The organism is Streptomyces sp. NBC_00647 (genome assembly GCF_045207245.1).
In the GTDB taxonomy this organism is placed as follows: domain Bacteria; phylum Actinomycetota; class Actinomycetes; order Streptomycetales; family Streptomycetaceae; genus Streptomyces.
The window spans coordinates 3,922,613-3,945,456 of record NZ_CP109040.1; the positions used below are offsets into that span (position 1 = coordinate 3,922,613).

Here is a 22,844-nt window from a genome sequence, read left to right on the forward strand (position 1 = left end):
GACGGGTGGGTGTTATGGGCGAGGTTATGACTCTTTGTCGCGAGAGTTTATGCCTCCATACCAACGATCCGCCGTACGAGAAGGGATGATCTCGTACGGCGGAATCGAAGTGTTACCTCATCTGCGGGGCTGGGCGTCCAGAACCTGCTGGAGCGCCTCGAACTCCTCGACGCACTTGCCGGAGCCGAGCGCCACGCTGTCCAGCGGGTCCTCGGCGATATGGATCGGCATGCCGGTCTCGCGGCGCAGTCGCTCGTCGAGGCCGCGGAGCAGGGCTCCACCGCCGGTCAGAACGATTCCGCGGTCCATCACGTCACCGGAGAGCTCGGGCGGACACTTGTCGAGCGTCGTCTTCACGGCGTCGATGATCGCGTTGACCGGCTCCTCGATCGCCTTGCGGACCTCCGCCGCGGAGATGACGACCGTCTTGGGCAGTCCGGAAACCAGGTCCCGGCCACGGATTTCGGTGTGCTCGTCAGTGTCGAGGTCGTACGCCGAACCGATCGTGATCTTGATCTGTTCGGCCGTCCGCTCACCGAGAAGGAGGCTGTACTCCTTCTTGATGTGCTGGATGATCGCGTTGTCCAGCTCGTCGCCCGCGACGCGGATGGACTGCGCGGTGACGATGCCGCCGAGCGAGATGACCGCGACCTCCGTGGTGCCGCCGCCGATGTCCACCACCATGTTGCCCGTGGCCTCGTGGACCGGCAGGCCGGCGCCGATGGCCGCGGCCATGGGCTCCTCGATGATGTGCACCTGGCGGGCGCCGGCCTGGGACGACGCCTCGATGACGGCACGGCGCTCGACGCCCGTGATGCCGGAGGGCACACAGACGACGACACGGGGGCGGGCGAGGTAGCGCCGCTTGTGGATCTTCAGAATGAAGTAGCGGAGCATGCGCTCGGTGATCTCGAAGTCGGCGATGACACCGTCCCTCAGCGGACGCACGGCAACGATGTTGCCGGGGGTCCGCCCGATCATCTTCTTCGCTTCCACGCCGACCGCGAGGATCCCGCCGGTGTTGGTGTTGATCGCGACGACGGACGGCTCGTTGAGTACGATCCCGCGACCCCTGACGTACACCAGCGTGTTGGCGGTCCCGAGGTCGACAGCCATGTCACGGCCGATGAACGACATTGAGTTCCCCATCAGGATTCGTCTGGCCTTCCCAAGTGGAGCTTTGACGGCTTTTTAGGACGGCGAGGTGGGTGCAGTGAGGTGAAGGCTTCCATCGTAGACGCGCCTGCCCGAACACTGCGCGAGGGTCTTCGCCATTGTCAGCAGATGACGAGCCGACTCGCTTGTGGAGACGGGCCATCGGGGGCACGCGTTCCCCCGATCAGCACGCATATGCCACGGGACGGCCGGATTTTTCACGGCCGCCCCAGGTCAGGCTGTCCGAGCAGCGCTGACGCAGTCTCAGAAAATTTCTTCAAAACGTGGCACCCGGCGCGCCCGGAAGATCGTCCGGACGGCCCCGCCGAGGCCGCCCGGAACCCCGGACGCGACCGTCCGTACGCCAGGGGGTGACCCTCCGTGCGCGCGGACGCGGCGTCCGTACGCTCAGGCGCGGCCGGGGAAGAAGATCTTCACCTCGCGCTCGGCGGACTCCTCGGAGTCCGAGGCGTGGATCAGGTTCTCGCGGACGATCACGCCGAAGTCACCGCGGATGGAACCGGGGGCGGCGGCGATCGGGTCGGTGGGGCCGGCGAGGGCGCGCACGCCCTCGATGACCCGCTCGCCCTCGACGATCAGCGCCACGACCGGGCCGGAGGCCATGAACTCCACCAGCGGCTCGTAGAAGGGCTTGCCCTTGTGCTCGCCGTAGTGCTGCTCCAGCGTGTCCTGGTCCAGCGTCCGCAGCTCCAGCGCGGTGATCTGCCAGCCGGCCTTGCGCTCGATACGGCTGATGATCTCGCCGGTCAGGCCGCGACGGACGGCGTCGGGCTTGAGAAGGACGAGGGTGCGCTGGCTCACGGGATGGCTCCTTCGGGTCACACTGGTGCGGAAGACCGAGGCTACAGGGCGTGTCCGGGTGGCTGTCACACAGCGTCAGGTGATACGGGCCCGCGCCCTCACCACCACGACCGGCCCGCGCCTTCACCACCACCACCGGCCCGCAGCGAGGCACCGCCCCGGCGCGGTCACGCCGAGGGTCACCGACCCGGTGGGGTCACGCCGGGGGTCGCCGACCCGGTGGGGTCACGCCGAAGGCCACCGCCCCGGCGAGGTCACGCCGGGGTGCCGCCCGCTTCGGTCTGCGGCTGGGCCTGCGCGGCGAACCTGGCCTTCGCCTCGTCGATCTTCCGGCCGTAGTGGACCGACGCCCACCACAGGGCGGCGAAGGCCGCGCCCAGGACGAACATCGACGGGACGACGAAGCCGCCGGCGATGAGCAGGATCTGCAGCGCCCAGCCGAGCTGGACACCGCCGGGCCGCGTGATCATGCCGCACAGCAGCACGCTCAGCGCCATCAGGACCCCGCAGACCGTCCAGACCGTGGCCGTGGACAGATCGGGTTCCTTCATGGCGACGAGTCCGGCGAAGCCGATGACGAAGAACTCGCCGATCAGTGTCGAAGCACAGAGCGTACGCACGAGAGTCAGCCCCTCCCCAGGAGCAGTCGGACCTCGCCGACCGTGATGACGGATCCGGTGACCAGCACGCCGCCGCCCGCGTACTCGCCCTCTTCCTCGGCGAGCGTGATCGCGGCCTCCAGCGCGTCGTCGAGCCGCGGTTCGACCTGCACCCGGTCCTCGCCGAAGACCTCGACGGCGATCCCGGCCAGTTCGTCCGCGTCCATCGCGCGATGGCTGGAGTTCTGCGTGACGACGACCTCGGCGAAGATCGGCTCGAAGGCTTCGAGCAGCCCCCGTACGTTCTTGTCGCCGCTCGCGCCGACGACCCCGATCAGCCGGCTGAAGTCGAACACCTCGCTCACCGCCTCGGCGGTGGCGCGGGCGCCCGCCGGGTTGTGCGCGGCGTCGAGCACGACGGTCGGCGACCGCCGCACGATCTCCAGGCGACCCGGCGAGGTGACCGTGGCGAACGCCTTGCGCACGGTGTCGATGTCGAGCCGCTGGGCGTGCGCCGAGCCGACCCCGAAGAACGCCTCGACCGCGGCGAGCGCCACGGCGGCGTTGTGGGCCTGGTAGGCGCCGTGCAGCGGCAGGAACACCTCTTCGTACTCCCCGCCGAGACCGCGCAGCGTGAGCAGCTGCCCGCCGACGGCGACCTGGCGCCCGACGACACCGAATTCGAGTCCCTCGCGGGCCACGGTCGCGTCGACCTCGACGGCCTTCTTCAGCAGCACCTGGGCCGCGTCGACCGGCTGCTGCGCCAGGATGACGGTGGCGTCCTGCTTGACGATTCCCGCCTTCTCGACGGCGATCTCGCCGGGTGTCTCGCCGAGCCGGTCGGTGTGGTCGAGATCGATGGGGGTCACGACGGCGACGTCCCCGTCGATCACGTTGGTGGCGTCCCAACTCCCGCCCATGCCGACCTCGACGACGGCGACGTCCACGGGCGCGTCGGCGAAGGCGGCGTACGCCATGCCGGTGAGCACCTCGAAGAACGACAGCCGGTACTCCTGCTGCCCGTCGATCATCTCGACGTAGGGCTTGATGTCGTTGTACGTCTCGACGAACCGCTCTGCGGGGATCGGCGCCCCGTCCAGGCTGATCCGCTCGGTGATCGACTGCACGTGGGGGCTGGTGTAGCGGCCGGTGCGCAGGTCGAAGGCGCTCAGCAGCGCCTCGATCATGCGGGCGGTGGAGGTCTTGCCGTTCGTGCCCGTGATGTGGATCGAGGGGTACGCGCGCTGCGGCTCCCCCAGGACGTCCACCAGGGCCGCGATCCGGCTGACGGACGGCTCCAGCTTGGTCTCGCCCCAGCGGGTGGCGAGCTCGGCCTCCACCTCGCGCAGCGCCTTGTCGACCTCGGGGTCGGAAGGACGCCCGGGCACATCGGCCTGCGGGCCGCCGCTGCCCTGGGTGCGCAGAGTACGGCTGCCGGCCTCGATCACCGCGAGGTCGGGGTCGCGGTCGGTCTCGGCCTCGACGATCTCCTCGAAGAGACCGAGCGGATCACGCTCCGAGTCGTCGGACGCGCTGCTGTCGTGCGGGGGGAGGTCACTCACGGGGCCAGTCTACGGAGGCGGCGGGGTGTGGGGGCGTGTGGGGCCGTGTGGGGTTTTTCGCCCCCTCCGCCCCTACCCGTCCCGTAACGGGGGCGCTGCCCCCGACCCCCCGCTCCTCAATCGCCGGAGGGGCTGATTTTGGCCCGCCCTGCGCTGGAAAGTCTTGGCCCGTCCGGCGATCGAGGACGAGGCCGTCAGGCCGAAGCGGGGGTCTGGGGGCGCAGCCCCAGGGACGGGAAGGGGCGGAGGGGGCGGAGAAAGTCCGGCCGGGTACGGCGGAAGGCCCCCCGGACCGTTCGGTCCGGGGGGCCTTCGCCTGGGCTTGGGCAGGGGCGAGCCGCTACGCCTCGGGCAGGCGCTCCAGCTGCGCCTGGATGCGGGCGATGTCCTCGTCCGCCTTGGCGAGCCGTCCGCGGATCTTGTCCACGACGTTGTCCGGCGCCTTGGCGAGGAACGCCTCGTTGCCGAGCTTGCCGTTCGCCTGGGCCTTCTCCTTCTCGGCGGCGGCGAGGTCCTTGGCCAGACGCTTGCGCTCCGCGACGAAGTCGATCGTGCCCGACAGGTCGAGCGCGACCGTGGCACCCGCCACCGGCAGCGTCGCCGTGGCCGAGAAGCTCTCGCCCTCCGGCTGGAGACGCAGCAGCTGACGGATGGCCGCCTCGTGCGGGGCCAGCGCGGTCCCGTCGAGGGTCAGCCGGGCCGGGACCCGCTGGCCCGGCTGGAGGCCCTGGTCGGCACGGAAGCGGCGGACCTCCGTGATGACCTGCTGGAGCTTCTCGATCTCCTGCTCGGCGGCGGTGTCGCGGAAGCCGCCCGCCGCCTCGGCACCCGGAACGGACACGGCCTTCGGCCACTCCGCGATGACGACCGACTCGCCGCCCGTGAGGGTGGTCCAGAGGGTCTCCGTCACGAACGGGACGATCGGGTGCAGGAGGCGCAGGGTCACGTCCAGGACCTCGCCGAGGACCCGGCCGGAGACCTTCGCGGGCTCGCCGCCCGCCATGAACGTCGTCTTGGAGAGCTCGACGTACCAGTCGAAGACCTCGTCCCACGCGAAGTGGAACAGGGCGTCCGACAGCTTGGCGAACTGGAAGTCGTCGTACAGGGCGTCGACTTCGGCGACCGTCGCGTTCAGCCGGGACAGGATCCAGCGGTCGGTGGCCGACAGCTCCTCGGCGGGCGGGAGTTCACCCTCGACCGTCGCGCCGTTCATCAGCGCGAAGCGGGTGGCGTTCCAGATCTTGTTCGCGAAGTTGCGCGAGCCCTGGACCCAGTCCTCGCCGATCGGCACGTCGACACCGGGGTTGGCACCGCGCGCGAGCGTGAACCGCAGCGCGTCACTGCCGTACTTGTCCATCCAGTCCAGCGGATTGACCGCGTTCCCGAAGGACTTGGACATCTTCTTGCCGAACTGGTCGCGGACCATGCCGTGCAGGGCGATGGTGTGGAACGGCGGGGTGCCGTCCATCGCGTACAGGCCGAACATCATCATCCGGGCGACCCAGAAGAAGAGGATGTCGTAGCCGGTGACCAGGACGGAGTTCGGGTAGAACTTCGCGAGGCTCTCGGTCTGTTCGGGCCAGCCGAGCGTGGAGAACGGCCACAGGCCGGAGGAGAACCAGGTGTCGAGGACGTCGGTGTCCTGGTGCCAGCCCTCGCCCGTCGGCGCCTCGTCGTCGGGACCGACACAGACGATCTCGCCGTTCGGCCCGTACCAGACCGGGATCCGGTGGCCCCACCACAACTGCCGCGAGATGCACCAGTCGTGGAGGTTGTCGACCCAGTCGAAGTACCGCTTCTCCATCTCCTGCGGGTGGATCTTGACGCGGCCGTCACGGACCGCGTCGCCCGCGGCCTTCGCCAGCGGACCGACCTTGACCCACCACTGCATGGACAGCCGCGGCTCGATGGTGGTCTTGCAGCGCGAGCAGTGGCCCACGGAGTGGCTGTACGGCCGCTTCTCGGCGACGATCCGGCCTTCGGCGCGCAGGGCGCCGACGATGGCGGAACGGGCCTCGAGACGGTCCAGGCCCTGGAAGGGACCCGGGACGGTGATGACCGCGTGCTCGTCCATGACGGCGATGTTGGGCAGATTGTGGCGCTGCCCGATCTCGAAGTCGTTCGGGTCGTGGGCGGGCGTCACCTTGACCGCGCCGGTGCCGAACTCGGGGTCGACGTGCTCGTCCGCGACGACCGGGATGGAACGCTCGGTCAGCGGCAGCCTGATGAGCTTGCCGATGAGGTGCTTGTACCGCTCGTCGCTCGGGTGAACCGCGACGGCCGTGTCACCGAGCATGGTCTCGGCACGGGTGGTGGCGACGACGATGGAGTCGTCCCCCTCCCCGTACTTCATGGAGACCAGCTCGCCGTCGTCGTCCTGGTACTCGACCTCGATGTCCGAGATGGCGGTGAGGCAGCGCGGGCACCAGTTGATGATGCGCTCGGCGCGGTAGATCAGCTCGTCGTCGTAGAGCTTCTTGAAGATGGTCTGGACGGACTGGGACAGCCCCTCGTCCATGGTGAAGCGCTCACGCGACCAGGCGACGCCGTCGCCGAGGCGGCGCATCTGGCCGGAGATCTGCCCGCCGGACTCGGCCTTCCACTGCCAGACGCGCTCGACGAACGCCTCCCGGCCGAGGTCGTGCCGCGACTTGCCCTCCTTGCCGAGCTCCCGCTCCACGACGTTCTGCGTGGCGATGCCGGCGTGGTCCATGCCGGGCTGCCACAGCGTCTCGAAACCCTGCATGCGCTTACGGCGCGTGAGGGCGTCGATGAGGGTGTGCTCGAAGGCGTGTCCGAGGTGGAGGCTTCCCGTGACGTTCGGCGGCGGGATGACGACCGTGAACGGAGGCTTGTCGCTCTTCGCGTCCGCCTCGAAGTAACCGCGCTCTACCCAGCGCTCGTACAGCGGCCCCTCTACATCGGCCGGCGCGTACTGGGTCGGCAGTTCGGTGTTGGGCTCTGATGGCTGCTGCTGAGCGTTTTCGGTCACGGGGTCAGTTTAGAGGCGTCACGCCCCTGTCCCGAAACGCGATTACTTCGTAACGGTGCGGCCCCCGCGGACTTGGGCGACTGACCTGTGCGTCAGGATGTTCGGAACACATAAGCATTTGGAGGGGAACCCAGGAATGAGCTACAACCAGCCGGGCCCGTACGGCGGGCAGCCCCAGCAGCCCGGACCGCACGGTCAGCCGGGCCCCTACGGCCAGCAGCCGCAGGCCCCTCAGCCCGGCTACGGTTACCCGCAGCAGGCTCCCCCCGCGCAGCCCGGCTACGGCTACCCCCCGCAGGCTCCCCAGGGCGCCCAGCCGCCGACCCCTCCGTACGGCCAGCAGCCCGCCTACGGTCAGCAGCCCCCGTACGGCCAGCAGCCCCCCTACGGCACCGTCCCGATGCCGCCCGAGCCGTCGGGCGGCAAGAAGAAGACGGGCCTGATAATCGGCGCCGTCGCCGTGGTGGCGGCGATCGCGGTGGGCGGCTACCTCCTCTTCGCCGGAAACAGCGGCGGCAGCTCCGACGTCGCGGACGACGGCCCGCACAAGCTGACGACGCCGGCGACGGTCCTCGGCGGCGAGTACAAGAAGTCGAGCGACGCGGACAGCGGCGGCTTCGACGAGAGCGACGTCAAGGACGCCGAGAAGCACGGCGTGAAGAACGCCAAGGACGTGCACGCGGGATACCAGTCCGGGGACAAGGACAACCCGCTGGCCCTGAAGATGATCAACTTCATGGGCGTGTACGGCGACATCGACGACCCCGAGGCGGTTGTCGACGGAATGTTCGCCGAGATGAAGAAGGGCGCCACCAAGGACGGCGACGGCGAGGTCGTCGGCAGCCCGAAGGCCTACACGCCGAGCGGACTCGACGGCGCGGTGCTCAAGTGCCAGGAGACCACGGTCAAGGACTCCGACTCGTCCGGCAGCGGCCCGAGCGAGATCCACATGCCGGTGTGCATCTGGGGTGACCACAGCACCCTGGGCGTCATCATCGACGTCGACCTGGCCGCCGCCATGACGGGCAAGAGCCCCGACCTGAGCGAGGCGGCCGACCTCACGGCCAAGTTCCGTAAGGAAGTCCGCGTCAAGTCGTAGCACTTCGTACGCCGAACGAGGCGCCGAGCCGCACCACCTGGCTTGGCGCCTCTTCTCGTTTCGCTCGCGTGTCCCCCAGGACGCCGGCCGGGCGAAGCCATGAGGCAGGTCACACGCAACTCGGGCGACGGACACGCGAGTCGGCGAGACCCTGCGGTTCCGCGACACCACCGGGTTCCCTACGCCCGAGCGGACGGCGTGAACGCTCGCGCCGGACGGGGCGGACGCACACGAGGGGCGCCCGGCGAAGTTCTCGCCGGGCGCCCCTCGATCACGCGGTGTCTCCTACATCTGCTACGCCGTCTTCTGCTCCCCCGGGCCCCGGCCCCGTGCGTCGCGCGGGATCAGGGTCGGGTTGACGTTCCTCAGGACCACGTCGGCGGTGATGACCACGCGGGCGACGTCCTTGCGGGACGGAACCTCGTACATCACGGCCTGGAGGACTTCCTCCATGATGGCGCGCAGGCCTCGGGCGCCGGTCTGGCGGAGGATGGCCTGGTCGGCGATGGCCTCAAGGGCCTCTCGCTCGAAGTCCAGCTCCACGCCGTCGAGTTCGAAGAGGCGCTGGTACTGCTTCACCAGGGCGTTGCGCGGCTCGACCAGGATCTGGAGGAGGGCCTCGCGGTCCAGGTTGTGGACCGAGGTGATCACCGGGAGACGGCCGATGAACTCGGGGATCATGCCGAACTTGACCAGGTCCTCCGGCATGACGTCCTCGAACTGGTCCTTCGACTCCAGCTCGCGCTTCGAGCGGATCGTCGCGCCGAAGCCGATGCCCTTCGCGCCGGCCCGGGACTCGATGAGCTTCTCCAGGCCCGAGAAGGCACCGCCCACGATGAACAGGACGTTCGTCGTGTCGATCTGGATGAACTCCTGGTGCGGGTGCTTGCGTCCGCCCTGGGGCGGCACCGAGGCCGTCGTGCCCTCGAGGATCTTCAGGAGAGCCTGCTGCACGCCCTCGCCGGACACATCGCGCGTGATCGACGGGTTTTCGCTCTTACGGGCGACCTTGTCGATCTCGTCGATGTAGATGATCCCGGTCTCGGCCTTCTTGACGTCGTAGTCGGCGGCCTGGATCAGCTTCAGCAGGATGTTCTCGACGTCCTCGCCGACGTATCCCGCCTCCGTCAGCGCCGTCGCGTCGGCGATGGCGAACGGAACGTTCAGCATGCGCGCGAGAGTCTGGGCGAGGAGCGTCTTGCCGGAACCCGTGGGGCCCAGCAGGAGGATGTTGGACTTCGCCAACTCGATGGCGTCCTCGCGGTTCTGGCCCGCGCTGTTCTCACCGGCCTGGACCCGCTTGTAGTGGTTGTACACCGCGACCGAGAGGGCCTTCTTGGCCGACTCCTGACCGACCACGTACCCCTCGAGGAACTCGTAGATCTCGCGGGGCTTGGGGAGTTCCTCCCAGCGCACCTCGCTCGTCTCCGCGAGTTCTTCCTCGATGATCTCGTTGCAGAGATCGATGCACTCGTCGCAGATGTACACACCGGGGCCTGCGATGAGCTTCTTGACCTGCTTCTGGCTCTTGCCACAGAACGAGCACTTGAGCAGATCGCCGCCGTCACCGATGCGTGCCACGGTGTGCTTCCCCTTCGCCTGGGAGACGCCTAGGTCCAGCGGCTCCTGGTGCTGCCTTATGTCCGACGGTACCTTGCCGAGCCCCTCGTTCGGGCCCCCCTTGGCGCGGTTCACTTTGTCGTGAACCGTGCCAAGGAGCGGCAGACGATACAGCGATACGTCACACGACCGCGGAGTTGTTCATCTTCCGGGTGGAGATGATCTGATCGATCAGGCCGTACGCCAGGGCGTCCTCGGCCGTGAGGATCTTGTCGCGCTCGATGTCCTCGCGGATCTTCTCGATCGGCGTCGTCGAGTGCTTGGCCAGCATGTCTTCCAGCTGCGCACGCATCCGGAGGATCTCGTTCGCCGCGATCTCGAGGTCCGAGACCTGCCCGCGGCCGGTCTCGCTGTAGGGCTGGTGGATCAGCACACGGGCGTTCGGAAGTGCCATGCGCTTGCCCGGCGTACCGGCGGCCAGCAGGATCGCGGCGGCCGAGGCGGCCTGTCCCATGCAGACCGTCTGAATGTCCGGCTTCACGAACTGCATCGTGTCGTAAATGGCCGTGAGGGCCGTGAACGAGCCACCGGGGCTGTTGATGTAGACCGAGATGTCACGGTCGGGGTCCATCGACTCCAGGCACAGCAGCTGCGCCATGACGTCGTTGGCGGAGGCGTCGTCGATCTGCACGCCGAGGAAGATCACGCGCTCCTCGAACAGCTTCGCGTACGGGTCGTACTCACGCACGCCCTGCGAGGTGCGCTCGACGAAGCGCGGGATGACGTAGCGGGACTCCGCGCGAGGACCGGTGTACTCGGCCTGCGTGCGGGCGAAGAGGCCGCTGCCGGGGAAGTCGTTCACTGTGTCTCCTGAAAAGCCTGAAAAGGGCTGAGCGGTCGGCTGAGGGCCCGCTGGGCGCCCGGCGCCGCCCGGGGGCGGAAAGGGGCCCTGCGCCGCCCTCGGGGGCGCTGGAAGGGCTTACGACGCCCCCGTGCCGCCACCGCCCGGCATACCGGCAGCGGTGGGCACGATGTCGTCGATGAGGCCGTACTCCTTGGCCTCGATCGGGTCGAACCAGCGGTCGCGGTCCGAGTCACGAGTGATCTGCTCGACGGTCTGACCGGTGTGGAACGAGGTCAGCTCCGCCATCCGCTTCTTGGTGTGCAGCAGCCGCTCGGCGTGGATCTTGATGTCCGACGCGGAGCCCGCGAGACCCGCGGAGGGCTGGTGGATCAGGATCTCGGCGTTCGGCAGGGCGAAGCGCTTGCCGGGGGTGCCCGCGCTGAGCAGGAACTGCCCCATCGAGGCCGCCATGCCCATGGCGATCGTCACCACGTCGTTCTTGATGAACTGCATGGTGTCGTAGATCGCCATGCCGGCCGTGATCGATCCGCCGGGGCTGTTGATGTAGAGGTAGATGTCCTTGTCCGGGTCGGCGGCAAGGAGCAGCAGCTGCGCCGTGATCTTGTTGGCGATGTCATCGTCGACCGCCTGGCCGAGGAAGATGATCCGCTCGCCGAGCAGTCGGTTGTAGACCTGGTCGCCGAGGCCACCACCGATAGGGTCGCCGGCAGCTGTGGGCATCAGATTCGTCACGTATCCACCTGCTCGTCTTACGACGGCGCCGGGCCGTCTCACGTCTTCTGCAGGGACCTGGGACCCCGGGTTCCGCGCCGCCTCCCGACGGCGTCCGGGGACTCCCCTGCCCTCGTATTCATGGACCCTAACGCGCGGGTCCGTCCGGGGAATCCCGCAGAGGGAACTGTTCGCTGTGAGCGCATGCGCCGCGCCGCCCCGACCGGAGTCCCGGGCGCCCTCCTGCCACCGGCTCGGGGCCGTGGCGGGCGGCCTCGAAAGGCCGCACCCGCCAGGGGCCCGGGGGGGCCGGGACACGGCTGCGGCGTGGTGGGGGTCGCCCGCGCAGATCCCCGCGCCCCCTGCACGTCGACGGGGACCCCTGGAGGGGGTTCCCGGGGCCCCTGGGTACGCCGACGGGCCCCCGGGGACACGGAGTCTCCGGGGGCCCGTCCAGGATTACGAGCGAGGCGATCAGGCCTCGGTGGTCTCCTCGGACTCGGTGGTGGCCTCGACGGTCTCGGCCGTCTCGTCCTCCTCGTCGTCGAGGTCGACGACCTCGCCGTTGGTGTCCTTGACCGTGGCGGCCTCGACGACGACCGCGAGTGCCTTGCCGCGGGCGACCTCGCCGACGAGCATCGGGACCTGGCCGCCTTCGACGACGGCCTGGGCGAACTGGTCGGGGGACATGCCGGAGGAGGCGGCGCGCCGCATGAGGTGCTCGGTGAGCTCCTCCTGGTTGACGTTCAGCTTCTCCTTGTTGACGAGCTCGTCGAGGACGAACTGCGTCTTGATGCCCTTGACCGCGGCTTCCTTGGTCTCGGCGTCGAACTCTTCCTCGGTCTTGCCCTGGATCTCCAGGTACTTCGCGAGGTCGAGGCCCATCTGGCCGAGCTGGTGGTGCTCGAGGTTGTGCTTGCGGGTGTTGATCTCGTCCTCGAGCAGCTTCTCGGGGACGGGCACCTCGACCAGCTCGAGCAGCTTCTCCAGGACGCGCTCCTGGGCCTGCGTGGCCTGGTCGTACTGCTTCATGTTCTCGAGGCGCTTGCGGCTGTCCGCCTTGAGCTCCTCGAGGGTGTCGAACTCGGAGGCGAGCTGCGCGAACTCGTCGTCCAGCTCGGGCAGTTCACGGGCGGCGACCTGGGTGACCTTGACGGTGACCTCGGCGGCCTTGCCGGCGGCGGAGCCGCCCTTGAGCTCGGAGGCGAAGGTGGTCTCGCCACCGGCCTCCAGGCCCTTCACGGCGTCGTCGATGCCGTCGAGCAGCTCGCCCGAGCCGATGGTGTACGACACACCGCTGGCGATGCCGTCCTCGAGGACCTCGCCGTCGACCTTGGCCTCGAGGTCGAGGGTGACGACGTCCTCGTCCTGGGCGGCGCGCTCGACCGGGGAGGTCGAGGCGAAGCGCTCGCGCAGGTCGGAGACGGCCTTCTCGACGTCCTCGTCGCTGACCTCGACGGCGTCGACCTCGACCTCGATGCCGGAGTAGTCCGGGATCTCGATGGCCGGGCGGATGTCGACCTCGGCGGTGAAGTTCAGCGTCTCGCCGTCCTTCAGCTCGGTGATGTCGACCTCGGGCTGTCCGAGGACATTCAGCTCAGCCTCGTTGACCGCTTCGGTGTAGAACTTCGGGAGCGCGTCATTGACGGCCTCTTCGAGCACGGCGCCGCGACCGAACCGCTGGTCGATGACGCGCGCCGGGATCTTGCCCTTCCGGAACCCCTTCACCGTGACCTGCTGGTTGATCTTCTTGTACGCCGCGTCGAGGCTGTCCTTGAGCTCCTCGAAGGGCACCTCGACAGTGAGCCGAACCCGGGTCGGGTTCAGGGTCTCCACGGCGCTCTTCACGGTTCGGTCTCCTTGTGGCTGACTTCTTGGGGGGTTCTGCTGCGTGCTGCTGCCGGTCGGGCGCAGCCTTGGGCGGATTCGCGGCCCTTGAGAGACGTAACACTGCAGACATACGGGCACGCAGCTTGCATAGTAACCGCAGGCGGTACACGCCCCAAAAGGTGATCTTGTCCGGGCCGGAGCCCTGGCGGGTTCCTGCCGGTGGTCGGGGTGGCGGGATTTGAACCCACGGCCTTCCGCTCCCAAAGCGGACGCGCTACCAAGCTGCGCCACACCCCGTCGGTGCGACACGTAGGGTACATGCCCGCAGACAGTGCGGCTGCCGCATTTCGCGAGCGCCGACGCGAGTGGGAATGGGGTGTGCGATGTGGGCGTCCGACCCGCTACGATGCTTTCTGTGCCGCGGTCGCTGACCTGCGGCGCACCCTGTGCGGGCGTAGCTCAATGGTAGAGCACTAGTCTTCCAAACTAGCTACGCGGGTTCGATTCCCGTCGCCCGCTCCATATGACGTAGGGCCAGGCCAGAGGTTCATTCCTCCGCCTGGCCCTAGTCGTTTCCCGGGGCTCCGTTCAGCCGTCCGTGCCCGCTGCGTGCCCGTTCCGTCGGGCGTCGGCCGTCACGTGCGCCAGTCTTCGGCATGTTCATACAGGTAGGCGGCCAGTTCGGGCGGCTGGAGTTCGAGCGCCCTCAGGGCCGATGTCTCCGGCGCGACGCGGACCGTGGAGAAGTCGCCCGTGTCGGGGTCGGCGAGTTCGGGGCCGTCGCGGCGGTCCGGGTCCAGGTCCAGCACATCGGCGCGGAAGTAGTGCCGGACGACGGTCGTCCGGCCGCCCGGTTCGGTCAGGGTCAGGAACTCGACGGCCGGGCCGATGGTGGCGCCGATCTCCTCCATGACCTCGCGGCGCAGGGCCGCCTCCAGGCCGGCGTCGCGGGGTTCGACGCCGCCGCCGACGGTGGTGCAGTAAGGGGAGCCGCCGGGCCATTCCCGGCGCAGGAACACCAGGTGCTCCCCGTCGCGCAGGACCGCGCGGACGTTGTGGCGGACCTTCGTCCCCTTCATCATCACGACCACCGCTTCTTCGGGGGCGGAGCCGCCCGTCGTCTCTCCGGGGCGGAAGGGCGTCCGCCCCGTGGCCTCTTTCGGGGACAGCGGTGTCCGTGGCCGGTGCCGGTGGAGTCGGCGGCATCGGTCGGCACGCAGCGGGCCGCGCGTCCCGCGCACGTCCGCGGGCCGGCGATGGGGCCTTTCGTCGGGTCCCGTTCAGAAACTGATCGAGTTGATGGTCTCCGCTATCGAGTTGAGGAACCGGTTGATGGACGGAGCCATGCCGGTCGACGCGAGGAAGAAGCCGAAGAGCACCGCGACGATGGCAGGTCCCGCCTTGATCGATCCCCCTCGGATCAGCACCACGAGGATGATCGCCAACAGCAGCACCACTGACAGCGAAATGGCCACAACTGATCACACCCTACGGTCGGTCCGCTCTCCCGGCCCGGAGGTGCAGCCCCGCACACCCCCGCCAGAACCATCGTGCCACCAACAGGCCACTCGTATGCGACAGGTGACGCATCGTTGGCCAAGCCCAGACCCGGGAACGGTCCGGGGACCCGTCGGCACGGACCGGCGCCGCGCTCCCCCGCTCCCGCGGAACACGTCAACCGCGCCTCTGCGCAGCGCAATTCGAAGGCGTGCCGCACAGGGAATTCAGGGCGACCGTTGCCGTGTCCACACACCTTGTTCGCAGGTAATTCGAATTGTTGCCACAGGCACACGGCGAACGCCGAGGGCGGGTAACTAAAGCCTGCCGAACCGGACATAACCCCAGAGTCGCCCGCGGGTGCTATGCACCATTTAGTCAGTATGAAGTAGGACAGAACGCCCCATGCCGGTAAGCAAATCGGTATCCGGAACTACTTGCGAACCGGTAGGCACACATCTCCAAATCCGGGGTAGGCGCAGGCGATAAGCAGGAATGACATCGGGCGTTTTACGAGAACGCACAGACAAGGCTAGGGTGCCTCAGATGTTCCACGCCGCCACGTCCCCCGAACGCGCAGCGAGGTCCAGGGTCGTCTCCCGGAGTTCTTGGCGGGAGGGCCTGTGACCAACTCGCTCCGACCCCACGACCACCACAGATCACCCCTCCCGCCGGCGCAGCCGTTGACGGGCGGAGTGCCCGCCCCTCGCTCGCACCCGGTCACCGCGGCGGCCACCCGTGCCGCACCGCGCGGCAAGCCCGCCGGGCAGCGCGACGCGTTCTTCGACAACGCCAAGTACCTGGCGATCGCGTTCGTGGCCATGGGGCACGTGTGGGAGCCGCTGAAAAGTCAGAGCCGTGTCGCGGAGACGCTGTACACGGTCGTGTACACGTTTCACATGCCGGCCTTCATCATCATCTCCGGCTACTTCTCGCGCAGCTTCGACATGCGCCCCGACCGCCTGAAGCGGCTCGTCACCGGCGTCGTCGTCCCGTACATCCTGTTCGAGACCGCGTACTCCCTGTTCAACCGCTGGGCCGGGGGCGTGTCCGACCAGGAGATCAGCCTGCTCGACCCCTGGTACCTCACCTGGTTCCTGATCGCGCTCTTCGTCTGGCGTCTGACGACCCCCCTGTGGAAGGTGGTCCGCTGGCCGCTTCCCATCGCCCTGTGTCTCGCCCTGCTCGCGGCCGTCTCGCCCGAGATCGGTGACGACCTGGACCTCCAGCGGGTACTGCAGTTCCTGCCGTTCTTCGTTCTCGGCCTGCTCATGAAGCCCGAGCACTTCCAGCTGGTGCGCCGTCGCGAGATGCGCGTCCTGTCGGTGCCCATCCTGGCCGCGGCCCTGGTCGTGGGCTACTGGGCGGCGCCCCGGATGAACGCCACCTGGTTCTACCACCGCGACAGCGCGCAGGAGCTGGGCGCTCCCTGGTGGGCCGGTGTCGTCATGACGCTCGCCCTCTACGGCTGCTCGCTGGTGCTCACCGCGTGCTTCTTCGCCTGGGTGCCGCGGCGGAAGATGTGGTTCACGGCGCTCGGCGCGGGCACGCTGTACGGCTATCTGCTGCACGGCTTCGTGATCAAGGGGTCCGACTTCTGGGGCTGGTTCGACCACGGATGGGTGCACAAGCCGCTCGGCGAGGTGTGCGTGACGTTCGCGGCTGTCACGCTCGTGACCGTGCTGTGCACGCGGCCCGTCCAGCGGGTGTTCCGCTTCGCGATGGAGCCGAAGATGGCGTGGGCCTTCAAACGGGACGCGGCGGACCTGGCACGGGAGCGGGCGAAGGCCAACGCGTAACCGGCCGACGCGTGGCCGACGGGCGCGTGGCCGACGGGCATACGACAGGGGCAGGTCCGGATCTCCGGGCCCGCCCCTTCTGCGTGCCGCGAGGGCGCCGCGCGCGGAGTCCGCGGAGAACGCCGGTTCAGTCCGGCGGCAGCCCCAACAGGGCGCGCATCGTCGCGTACTTCTTCGTCAGGCGGGCCCGGGTGTGCTCGTCGAGGACCGCGAGCCGGTTCGGGTCGGCGTTGTGCGCGAGGTCGGACGCCTTGACCAGGAGGGCGCCCCGGGTGGTGCGGATGCGCCGCGCGTACGACTCCGGGGACTCGCCGTCCTGTTTGGTGAGCGCCAGCACGATGTCCTTCGTACGAGGGGTCAGCGCGGCTTCGCCGAGCCAGTCCTCGGAGAGGGCGTCGTCCTCGACGGCGTCGTGCAGCCAGGCAGCCGCTATCTGGTCGTCGTCACCGCCGCGATCGCGGACGCCGTCCGCCACCGCCTGGAGATGTTCGGCGTAGGGGCGGCCGGCCTTGTCGGTCTGGGCGGCGTGCGCCGTGCGGGCGAGCGCTTCGACTTCGGCCAGGGTCAGGAGAGGTTGCGTCACGGGATCAGTGTCTCCTCGGTACGGGCCGCTGCCGCCGCGTTGCCGAAATCCGTGGGGCGCGGTCAGCGTACCGGTGTCAGGCCCTCGCGGCAGATCAGGAGGAGGGCCCGGTCGTCGTTGACGTCCCTGGCCACCGCTTCGATGAGATGCCAGGCGGCGCCGTGGAAGCCGCCGGCGACATAGCGGTCGGCCTCGCCGGTGAGCCGGTCGATGCCCTCGACGATGTCCCGGTCGGCGGTTTCGACCAGTCCGTCCGTGAACAGCATCAGTACGTCCCCGGGCCGCAGCGAGCCCTTCACCGGGTCGAACTGGGCGCCGTCGTACACACCCAGCAGGGGGCCTTCCGCCGCCTTCTCCTCCCAGCGGCCGCTGCCCGCGCTGAGCTGCAGGCCCGGCGGGTGTCCGGCGGAGAAGAGTTCGTAGTCGCCCGAGTCGAGATCGAGCACCAGATGGATCGAGGTGGCGAAGCCCTCGTCCCAGTCCTGGCGCAGCAGATAACCGTTCGCGGCGGGCAGGAAGGCGTGCGGCGGCAGCGATCCGAGGAGGCCTCCGAAGGCCCCGGACAGCAGCAGGGCGCGTGAGCCCGCGTCCATCCCCTTGCCGGACACGTCGGTGAGGACGACTTCGAGGGTCCGGCCGCCGTTCGTCCGTGCGGCCACGACGAAGTCCCCGGAGAAGGACTGGCCGCCCGCCGGGCGCAGCGCCATCTCGCGGTGCCAGCCCAGCGGCAGCTTCGGCAGCTTGCTCTGCACCCGGATGCGTTCGCGCAGGTCGAAGAGCATGGTGCCGCCGCGTCGCCAGGGCACGCCCACCCGGCTGCGGAACTGCGCGATGAGCAGTCCGAAGAAGCCGCAGGCCGCGACCACCAGGACCACACCCGGCGTGACCCGGGACGGGCCCTCCGTGTACGGGCCGAGCTTCACGGACTCGACTATCAGCGCGGTGGCGGCGGCCGCGTACAGCCCGAGCAGGCTCGCGGGGCGCAGCAGCAGGCCGCCGGCCACGATCGGCAGGACCAGGGCGGCGGGTGAGCACCACACCGAGTTGACCAGGGTGGTGGAGGCGATGATCGGGATCGTGATGAGAAGACCGGCCAGCGCGATCCAGTCCGAACCGTCCCCGCGGAAGTAGTCGACAGCGGATCTGCGCAGCCCTGTGCGGGCCCGGTGCCATTGCTTCTTCAACCGGGCCGTGAACGTATCGGCTTCCGCGCGCCGCTCTCGTCCTGCTGCCATTAGTTCGGGACCCTATCCATCGGACCAGGTGCTTGGCACGGGAGGTCCCACTTGTCCCCCCTCCGAGCGCTCAACTTCACAGAGAACTGCACAGGCGTGTTCCGGTTGGGGGCGTCGGCGGACGGGCGAAATTCCCTCGCTCGTACCGCATTGCCCTGGTAGGCATGGGCCATGACGACTGACCTTCGGGTGCTGCGGCAGGCCGATTTCGACAAGTGGTACGAGAACCTGATCCGCGCCTTCGGAGGTGTGGCCGAGTCGTCCGAGGAGCGCGAACTGTGGAACGCGCTCACAGAGTACGACCGTTCGCTGGGCGTGTGGGACGGGGAGAGCTGTGTGGGTACGGCGGGGGCCTTCTCCTTCCGTGTCACGGTCCCGGGCGGCGCCTCCGTACCGGCGGCAGGGATCACGATGGTGAGCGTCGCGGCGACGCACCGTCGGCGCGGGGTGCTCACCGCGATGATGCGCCGCCAGCTGGACGACATCCGTGCCGGGAGCGAGCCGCTCGCCGTCCTGACCGCGTCGGAGCCGGCGATCTACGGGCGGTTCGGCTACGACATCGGGACGCTGCAGATCAGCGCGGAGATCGACACGAGCCGGGTAGGACTGTCCGTGCCGCCCGGGACCGACGACGTACGGCTGCGCTACGCGGTGCCCAGGGACGCGCTGGACGCGTGCGAGGCGGTGTACGCCCGCCTCGTGGCGGAGCGTCCCGGGATGCTGGCCCGCCAGCCCGGCTGGCAGCGGCTCGGGGTGCTCGACCCGGAGGGCGAGCGGAACGGCGCCTCGCCGTTGCAGTGCGTGGTCGCCGAGCGGGACGGCGAGGTCGTGGGCTACACACGCTTCCGGGTCAAGCCGGACTGGGGACCGTCCGGGCACAACGGGACGGTGATGATGGACGACCTGGAGGGACTGGACCCCGCGGTGCGGGCCGCGCTGTGGCGGTTCCTCTTCGGCATCGACCTGACGTCCACGCTGCGGACCCGGGGCCGCCCCGTGGACGAGGCCTGGCAGTACCTGGTCTCCGACATCCGCCGCTGTCAGCTGCGGATGAAGGACTCGCTGCATGTACGGCTCGTCGATGTCGGCGCCGCGCTGGAGGCACGGACCTATCAGGCCCCGGTGGACGTCGTGTTCGAGGTCGAGGACTCCTTCTGCCCCTGGAACGAGGGGCGTTGGCGGCTCACCGGTGACGCGAAGGGCGCTTCGTGCGTGCGGACCGAGGACACCCCCGATCTCTCCCTGTCCGTACGGGAGTTGGCCGCGGTCTACCTCGGTGGGGTGTCGCTGTCCTCGCTCGCGGCGGGGGGACGGGTGCGTGAGCTGCGGCAGGGGGCGCTGGCCGAGACGTCGATGGCGTTCACCTCGGTGGTCGCGCCCTGGCTGCCGCACGGGTTCTAGAATTCAGGCCTTCTGGCAGGCCGGGCACCAGAACAGGTTGCGGGCGGCGAGATCGGCGGTGCGGATCTCGCCGCCACAGATGTGACAGGGCAGGTTCGCCCTGCGGTACACGTAGACCTCGCCGCCGTGGTCGTCCACGCGCGGCGGGCGGCCCATCGCCTCGGGGGTGTGTTCCGGGCGGACGGTGTCGATGCGGTTGTTGCGGACGCCCTCGCGCATGAGGTCCACGAGGTCGGCCCAGACCGCGTCCCACTCCCTCGCGCCGAGGTCCTTGCCCGCACGGTACGGATCGATGCCGTGCCGGAAGAGGACCTCCGCGCGGTAGACGTTGCCGACGCCCGCGATGACCTTCTGGTCCATCAGCAGGGCGGCGATCGTCGTACGGCTGCGGGAGACCCGGCGGTAGGCGGCCGCGGGGTCGGCGTCCGGGCGCAGCGGGTCCGGGCCGAGGCGGTCGTGTATCGCGTGCTTCTCGTCGTCCGTGATCAGGGCGCAGGTGGTGGGGCCACGCAGGTCGACGTACGCCGTCTCGTTCGTGAGGCGGAGACGGACGGTGTCCGTGGGCGGCGGGGCGGGGGTGCCGCCGAAGCCGACCTTGCCGAACAGGCCCAGGTGGATGTGGATCCACTCCGCCGCGCGGAAGCCGAGGAACAGGTGCTTGCCGTGGGCTTCCGACGTGGTCAGGACCGAGCCGTCGAGGAGGGCCGCGGCGTCACTGAACTTGCCCTGGGGGCTGGTGACGCGGACGCCGCGGCCACCGAACGCGCCGAGGTAGTCCTCGGCGAGCCGGTGAATGGTGTGCCCCTCGGGCACCGGTCCTCCTGCTGTCTCTCGTCCTGCGGCCCGTCGGCCCGTCGGTGCTACGCCTGCGGCTGCTGCGGGTGGTGGGCCGGAATCGGCGGGAGCTCCCGGGTCTTCTCGTAGTCCGCGAGCATCTCGATGCGGCGGACGTGGCGCTCTTCGCCGGTGAAGGGGGTGCCGAGGAAGGTCTCGACGAACTTCGTCGCCTCTTCCTGGGTGTGCATACGGGCGCCGACGGAGAGGACGTTGGCGTTGTTGTGCTCGCGGCCCAGCGCCGCGGTCTCCTCGCTCCAGGCGAGTACGGCCCGTACGCCGGCGACCTTGTTCGCGGCGATCTGCTCGCCGTTGCCCGAGCCGCCGATCACGATGCCGAGGGCGCCCGGGTCCGCCACGGTGCGCTCAGCGGCGCGGAGGCAGAACGGCGGGTAGTCGTCCAGGGCGTCGTAGATGTGGGGCCCGCAGTCGACGGGTTCATGGCCGGCGGCCTTGAGCCACTCGACGAGGTGGTTCTTCAGTTCGAGACCGGCATGATCGGAGCCGAGATACACGCGCATGGTCCGAGTGTGACACGCCCGTTTCGGATCGGCCTCGCCGGGGGCTGCGCCTGAAAAACGTGACCCATCCTACAGAACCTCAAGGAAACCTCAAGTAACGATCTGGATTCAAAGGTTCACGAATTCCTTTGCCTCCGTTTCACTGGACCGACTCGTACACCACCCCATACCTCGGGTGAGTGCGTGCCCCGTACACCGCTCGTACGGGATGGGCACTCCGTACGGGAATCTGCTCATCCGGCGCAAAGGAATCCCCCTCATGACCTCGCAGCCGACCCCCACGAAGGCCGCACAGGCCCCCGGAGGCCCCGGAGAACCCGGAGGCGGCCTCCAGGCCGGACTCAAGAACCGTCATCTGTCGATGATCGCCATCGGTGGCGTCATCGGCGCAGGGCTCTTCGTCGGCTCCAAGGCCGGCATCGCCACCGCGGGCCCCGGCATCCTTCTCTCGTACGCCCTCGTCGGCACGCTCGTGGTGCTGGTGATGCGGATGCTCGGTGAGATGTCCGCCGCCAACCCGACCTCGGGCTCGTTCTCCGCGCACGCCGACCGCGCGCTCGGCCGCTGGGCCGGCTTCTCCATCGGCTGGCTGTACTGGTTCTTCTGGGTCGTGGTGCTGGCCGTGGAGGCCACCGCCGGCGCGGACATCCTCGAAGGATGGGTGCCCGCCGTACCTCAGTGGGGCTGGGCACTCATCGTGATGGTGGTCCTGACGGCCACCAACCTGGTCTCCGTCGGCTCGTACGGCGAGTTCGAGTTCTGGTTCGCCGGCATCAAGGTCGTGGCGATCGGCGCGTTCATCGTCGTCGGCGGCCTCGCGATCTTCGGCGTGCTGCCCGGTGTCGACGCCGAGAAGGCCGGGTTCGGGAATCTGACCGACCACGGCGGATTCCTGCCGCACGGCCCCGGCTCGATCCTCACCGGTGTTCTGCTGGTCGTCTTCTCCTTCATGGGCAGCGAGATCGCGACCCTCGCCGCCGGCGAGTCCGAGGACCCGCAGCGGGCCGTCACCAAGTCGACGAACAGCATCATCTGGCGTATCGCCGTCTTCTACCTGGGCTCGATCCTCGTGGTCATCGCCCTGCTGCCGTGGAACGACCCGGCCATCGAGGACAAGGGCTCGTACGTCGCCGCCCTGGACTCCCTCGGCATCGCGCACGCCGGTCAGATCATGAACTTCATCGTGCTGACCTCTGTGCTGTCCTGCCTCAACTCCGGCCTCTACACCGCCTCCCGCATGGCCTTCTCGCTCGGCCAGCGGGGGGACGCGCCGAAGGGGTTCGCCAGGACCACGCGGCGCGGTGTGCCGATGACGGCCATCGTCGTCTCGGTCGTGTTCGGCTTCGTCGCCGTCTTCTTCAACTACAAGTTCCCGGACTCGGTCTTCCTCTTCCTGGTCAACTCCTCGGGTGCGGTGGCCCTGTTCGTGTGGCTCGTCATCTGCTTCTCGCAGCTGCGGATGCGGAAGATCATCCAGCGCGAGGCGCCGGAGAAGCTCGTCGTGCGGATGTGGCTCTACCCGTACCTGACCTGGGCGACCGCCGCGATGATCGTCTTCGTGCTCGGCTACATGCTGACCGACACCGAGCACGACGGCCGGGAGACCGTGCTGCTGTCGCTGCTCGTCGCGGCGATCGTGCTGGCCGTCGCCTTCGTCCGGCAGAAGCTGGGCGCGGGTGCCCCGGCGTCCGCGCGGACGCTCGCGGACGAGTCCCGCGACGAGACCCAGGCCAAGGTCGGCGCCTGACCCGCCCCCGACGCCTGAGAGAGGTGGGGCCC

The 22,844-nt window shown here is 68.9% G+C and carries 19 protein-coding genes and 2 tRNA genes; 5 read left to right on the forward strand and 16 right to left on the reverse strand.

The window, feature by feature from the left end; translation table 11 throughout:
* Positions 1 to 117: 117 nt before the first annotated feature.
* The 5 genes from OG788_RS17200 to OG788_RS17220 all read right to left on the reverse strand — a co-directional run bounded on the left by OG788_RS17200 (position 118) and on the right by OG788_RS17220 (position 7,130).
* Positions 118 to 1,137, reverse strand: coding sequence for a rod shape-determining protein (locus tag OG788_RS17200; RefSeq protein WP_351548224.1), 1,020 nt, complete (start codon positions 1,135 to 1,137; stop codon positions 118 to 120).
* Positions 1,138 to 1,563: 426 nt separating this feature from the next.
* A complete protein-coding gene (gene ndk / locus OG788_RS17205) occupies positions 1,564 to 1,977 on the reverse strand; it encodes a nucleoside-diphosphate kinase (RefSeq protein ID WP_059205347.1) in 414 nt (137 codons plus the stop codon).
* 254 nt (positions 1,978 to 2,231) lie between these two features.
* Entirely contained in the window at positions 2,232 to 2,597 is a 366-nt protein-coding gene (locus OG788_RS17210; RefSeq protein WP_351548218.1) for a DUF4233 domain-containing protein, read from the reverse strand.
* 5 nt (positions 2,598 to 2,602) lie between these two features.
* Positions 2,603 to 4,138, reverse strand: coding sequence for a bifunctional folylpolyglutamate synthase/dihydrofolate synthase (locus OG788_RS17215; RefSeq protein ID WP_406371808.1), 1,536 nt, complete (start codon positions 4,136 to 4,138; stop codon positions 2,603 to 2,605).
* Between the two features lie 340 nt (positions 4,139 to 4,478).
* Entirely contained in the window at positions 4,479 to 7,130 is a 2,652-nt protein-coding gene (locus OG788_RS17220; RefSeq protein WP_351548212.1) for a valine--tRNA ligase, read from the reverse strand.
* A gap of 136 nt (positions 7,131 to 7,266) precedes the next feature.
* On the opposite strand from OG788_RS17220, the gene OG788_RS17225 reads away from it, so the two are divergent.
* Entirely contained in the window at positions 7,267 to 8,229 is a 963-nt protein-coding gene (locus OG788_RS17225; RefSeq protein ID WP_351548209.1) for a hypothetical protein, read from the forward strand.
* 294 nt (positions 8,230 to 8,523) lie between these two features.
* Here the strand turns inward: OG788_RS17225 and clpX are convergent, their stop codons facing one another.
* The 5 genes from clpX to OG788_RS17250 form a co-directional block, all read right to left on the reverse strand.
* Positions 8,524 to 9,810 (reverse strand): ATP-dependent Clp protease ATP-binding subunit ClpX, encoded by a 1,287-nt coding sequence (gene clpX, locus OG788_RS17230; RefSeq protein ID WP_266758728.1) that lies wholly within the window; start codon positions 9,808 to 9,810, stop codon positions 8,524 to 8,526.
* A 160-nt stretch (positions 9,811 to 9,970) separates the two neighbouring features.
* Entirely contained in the window at positions 9,971 to 10,651 is a 681-nt protein-coding gene (locus tag OG788_RS17235) for an ATP-dependent Clp protease proteolytic subunit (protein ID WP_266758730.1), read from the reverse strand.
* A gap of 117 nt (positions 10,652 to 10,768) precedes the next feature.
* Entirely contained in the window at positions 10,769 to 11,374 is a 606-nt protein-coding gene (locus OG788_RS17240; RefSeq protein WP_328558268.1) for an ATP-dependent Clp protease proteolytic subunit, read from the reverse strand.
* Positions 11,375 to 11,839: 465 nt separating this feature from the next.
* Positions 11,840 to 13,213, reverse strand: coding sequence for a trigger factor (tig, locus tag OG788_RS17245; RefSeq protein WP_406371810.1), 1,374 nt, complete (start codon positions 13,211 to 13,213; stop codon positions 11,840 to 11,842).
* A gap of 202 nt (positions 13,214 to 13,415) precedes the next feature.
* Positions 13,416 to 13,492 (reverse strand) — tRNA-Pro (locus tag OG788_RS17250).
* 151 nt (positions 13,493 to 13,643) lie between these two features.
* On the opposite strand from OG788_RS17250, the gene OG788_RS17255 reads away from it, so the two are divergent.
* Positions 13,644 to 13,717: transfer RNA gene (locus tag OG788_RS17255), tRNA-Gly, on the forward strand.
* 113 nt (positions 13,718 to 13,830) lie between these two features.
* On the opposite strand, the gene OG788_RS17260 is transcribed toward OG788_RS17255, so the two are convergent.
* Both OG788_RS17260 and OG788_RS17265 read right to left on the reverse strand, forming a co-directional pair.
* On the reverse strand, positions 13,831 to 14,277 hold the full coding sequence (locus OG788_RS17260; RefSeq protein WP_406371812.1) for an NUDIX domain-containing protein: 447 nt from the start codon (positions 14,275 to 14,277) through the stop codon (positions 13,831 to 13,833).
* Between the two features lie 198 nt (positions 14,278 to 14,475).
* Complete coding sequence (locus OG788_RS17265; RefSeq protein ID WP_016435177.1) at positions 14,476 to 14,670, reverse strand: hypothetical protein; 195 nt, start codon at positions 14,668 to 14,670, stop codon at positions 14,476 to 14,478.
* A 645-nt stretch (positions 14,671 to 15,315) separates the two neighbouring features.
* Here OG788_RS17265 and OG788_RS17270 point away from each other — a divergent pair.
* The gene (locus OG788_RS17270; RefSeq protein WP_406371813.1) at positions 15,316 to 16,491 is read left to right on the forward strand and encodes an acyltransferase family protein; all 1,176 of its coding nucleotides are present in this window, start codon (positions 15,316 to 15,318) and stop codon (positions 16,489 to 16,491) included.
* A gap of 127 nt (positions 16,492 to 16,618) precedes the next feature.
* On the opposite strand, the gene OG788_RS17275 is transcribed toward OG788_RS17270, so the two are convergent.
* Together OG788_RS17275 and OG788_RS17280 are read right to left on the reverse strand one after the other, a co-directional pair.
* Positions 16,619 to 17,074 (reverse strand): HD domain-containing protein, encoded by a 456-nt coding sequence (locus OG788_RS17275; protein ID WP_356752662.1) that lies wholly within the window; start codon positions 17,072 to 17,074, stop codon positions 16,619 to 16,621.
* A gap of 62 nt (positions 17,075 to 17,136) precedes the next feature.
* Positions 17,137 to 18,309, reverse strand: coding sequence for a PP2C family protein-serine/threonine phosphatase (locus tag OG788_RS17280; protein ID WP_266758744.1), 1,173 nt, complete (start codon positions 18,307 to 18,309; stop codon positions 17,137 to 17,139).
* Positions 18,310 to 18,480: 171 nt separating this feature from the next.
* Here OG788_RS17280 and OG788_RS17285 point away from each other — a divergent pair, with 171 nt between their 5' ends.
* Positions 18,481 to 19,710: a GNAT family N-acetyltransferase gene (locus OG788_RS17285; protein WP_351548193.1), complete on the forward strand. Its 1,230-nt coding sequence runs from the start codon at positions 18,481 to 18,483 to the stop codon at positions 19,708 to 19,710.
* A 3-nt stretch (positions 19,711 to 19,713) separates the two neighbouring features.
* Here OG788_RS17285 and OG788_RS17290 read toward each other — a convergent pair whose 3' ends face one another.
* Positions 19,714 to 20,523: an Fpg/Nei family DNA glycosylase gene (locus OG788_RS17290; RefSeq protein WP_406371815.1), complete on the reverse strand. Its 810-nt coding sequence runs from the start codon at positions 20,521 to 20,523 to the stop codon at positions 19,714 to 19,716.
* A gap of 47 nt (positions 20,524 to 20,570) precedes the next feature.
* Positions 20,571 to 21,065 carry a ribose-5-phosphate isomerase gene (locus OG788_RS17295; RefSeq protein ID WP_406371816.1) on the reverse strand — a complete coding sequence of 165 codons (495 nt, stop codon included), beginning with the start codon at positions 21,063 to 21,065 and terminating at the stop codon, positions 20,571 to 20,573.
* A gap of 259 nt (positions 21,066 to 21,324) precedes the next feature.
* On the opposite strand from OG788_RS17295, the gene OG788_RS17300 reads away from it, so the two are divergent.
* Entirely contained in the window at positions 21,325 to 22,812 is a 1,488-nt protein-coding gene (locus OG788_RS17300; RefSeq protein ID WP_406371818.1) for an amino acid permease, read from the forward strand.
* Positions 22,813 to 22,844 lie beyond the last annotated feature (32 nt).

Excerpts from the sequence above, each read along its gene's own strand:
- OG788_RS17200 (WP_351548224.1), bottom strand. The coding sequence starts at position 1,137 with ATGTCGTTCATCGGCCGTGACATGGCTGTCGACCTCGGGACCGCCAAC.
- OG788_RS17225 (WP_351548209.1), top strand. The coding sequence starts at position 7,267 with ATGAGCTACAACCAGCCGGGCCCGTACGGCGGGCAGCCCCAGCAGCCC.
- OG788_RS17240 (WP_328558268.1), bottom strand. The coding sequence starts at position 11,374 with ATGCCCACAGCTGCCGGCGACCCTATCGGTGGTGGCCTCGGCGACCAG.
- OG788_RS17260 (WP_406371812.1), bottom strand. The coding sequence starts at position 14,277 with ATGATGAAGGGGACGAAGGTCCGCCACAACGTCCGCGCGGTCCTGCGC.
- OG788_RS17280 (WP_266758744.1), bottom strand. The coding sequence starts at position 18,309 with ATGGCAGCAGGACGAGAGCGGCGCGCGGAAGCCGATACGTTCACGGCC.
- OG788_RS17285 (WP_351548193.1), top strand. The coding sequence starts at position 18,481 with ATGACGACTGACCTTCGGGTGCTGCGGCAGGCCGATTTCGACAAGTGG.
- OG788_RS17295 (WP_406371816.1), bottom strand. The coding sequence starts at position 21,065 with ATGCGCGTGTATCTCGGCTCCGATCATGCCGGTCTCGAACTGAAGAAC.
- OG788_RS17300 (WP_406371818.1), top strand. The coding sequence starts at position 21,325 with ATGACCTCGCAGCCGACCCCCACGAAGGCCGCACAGGCCCCCGGAGGC.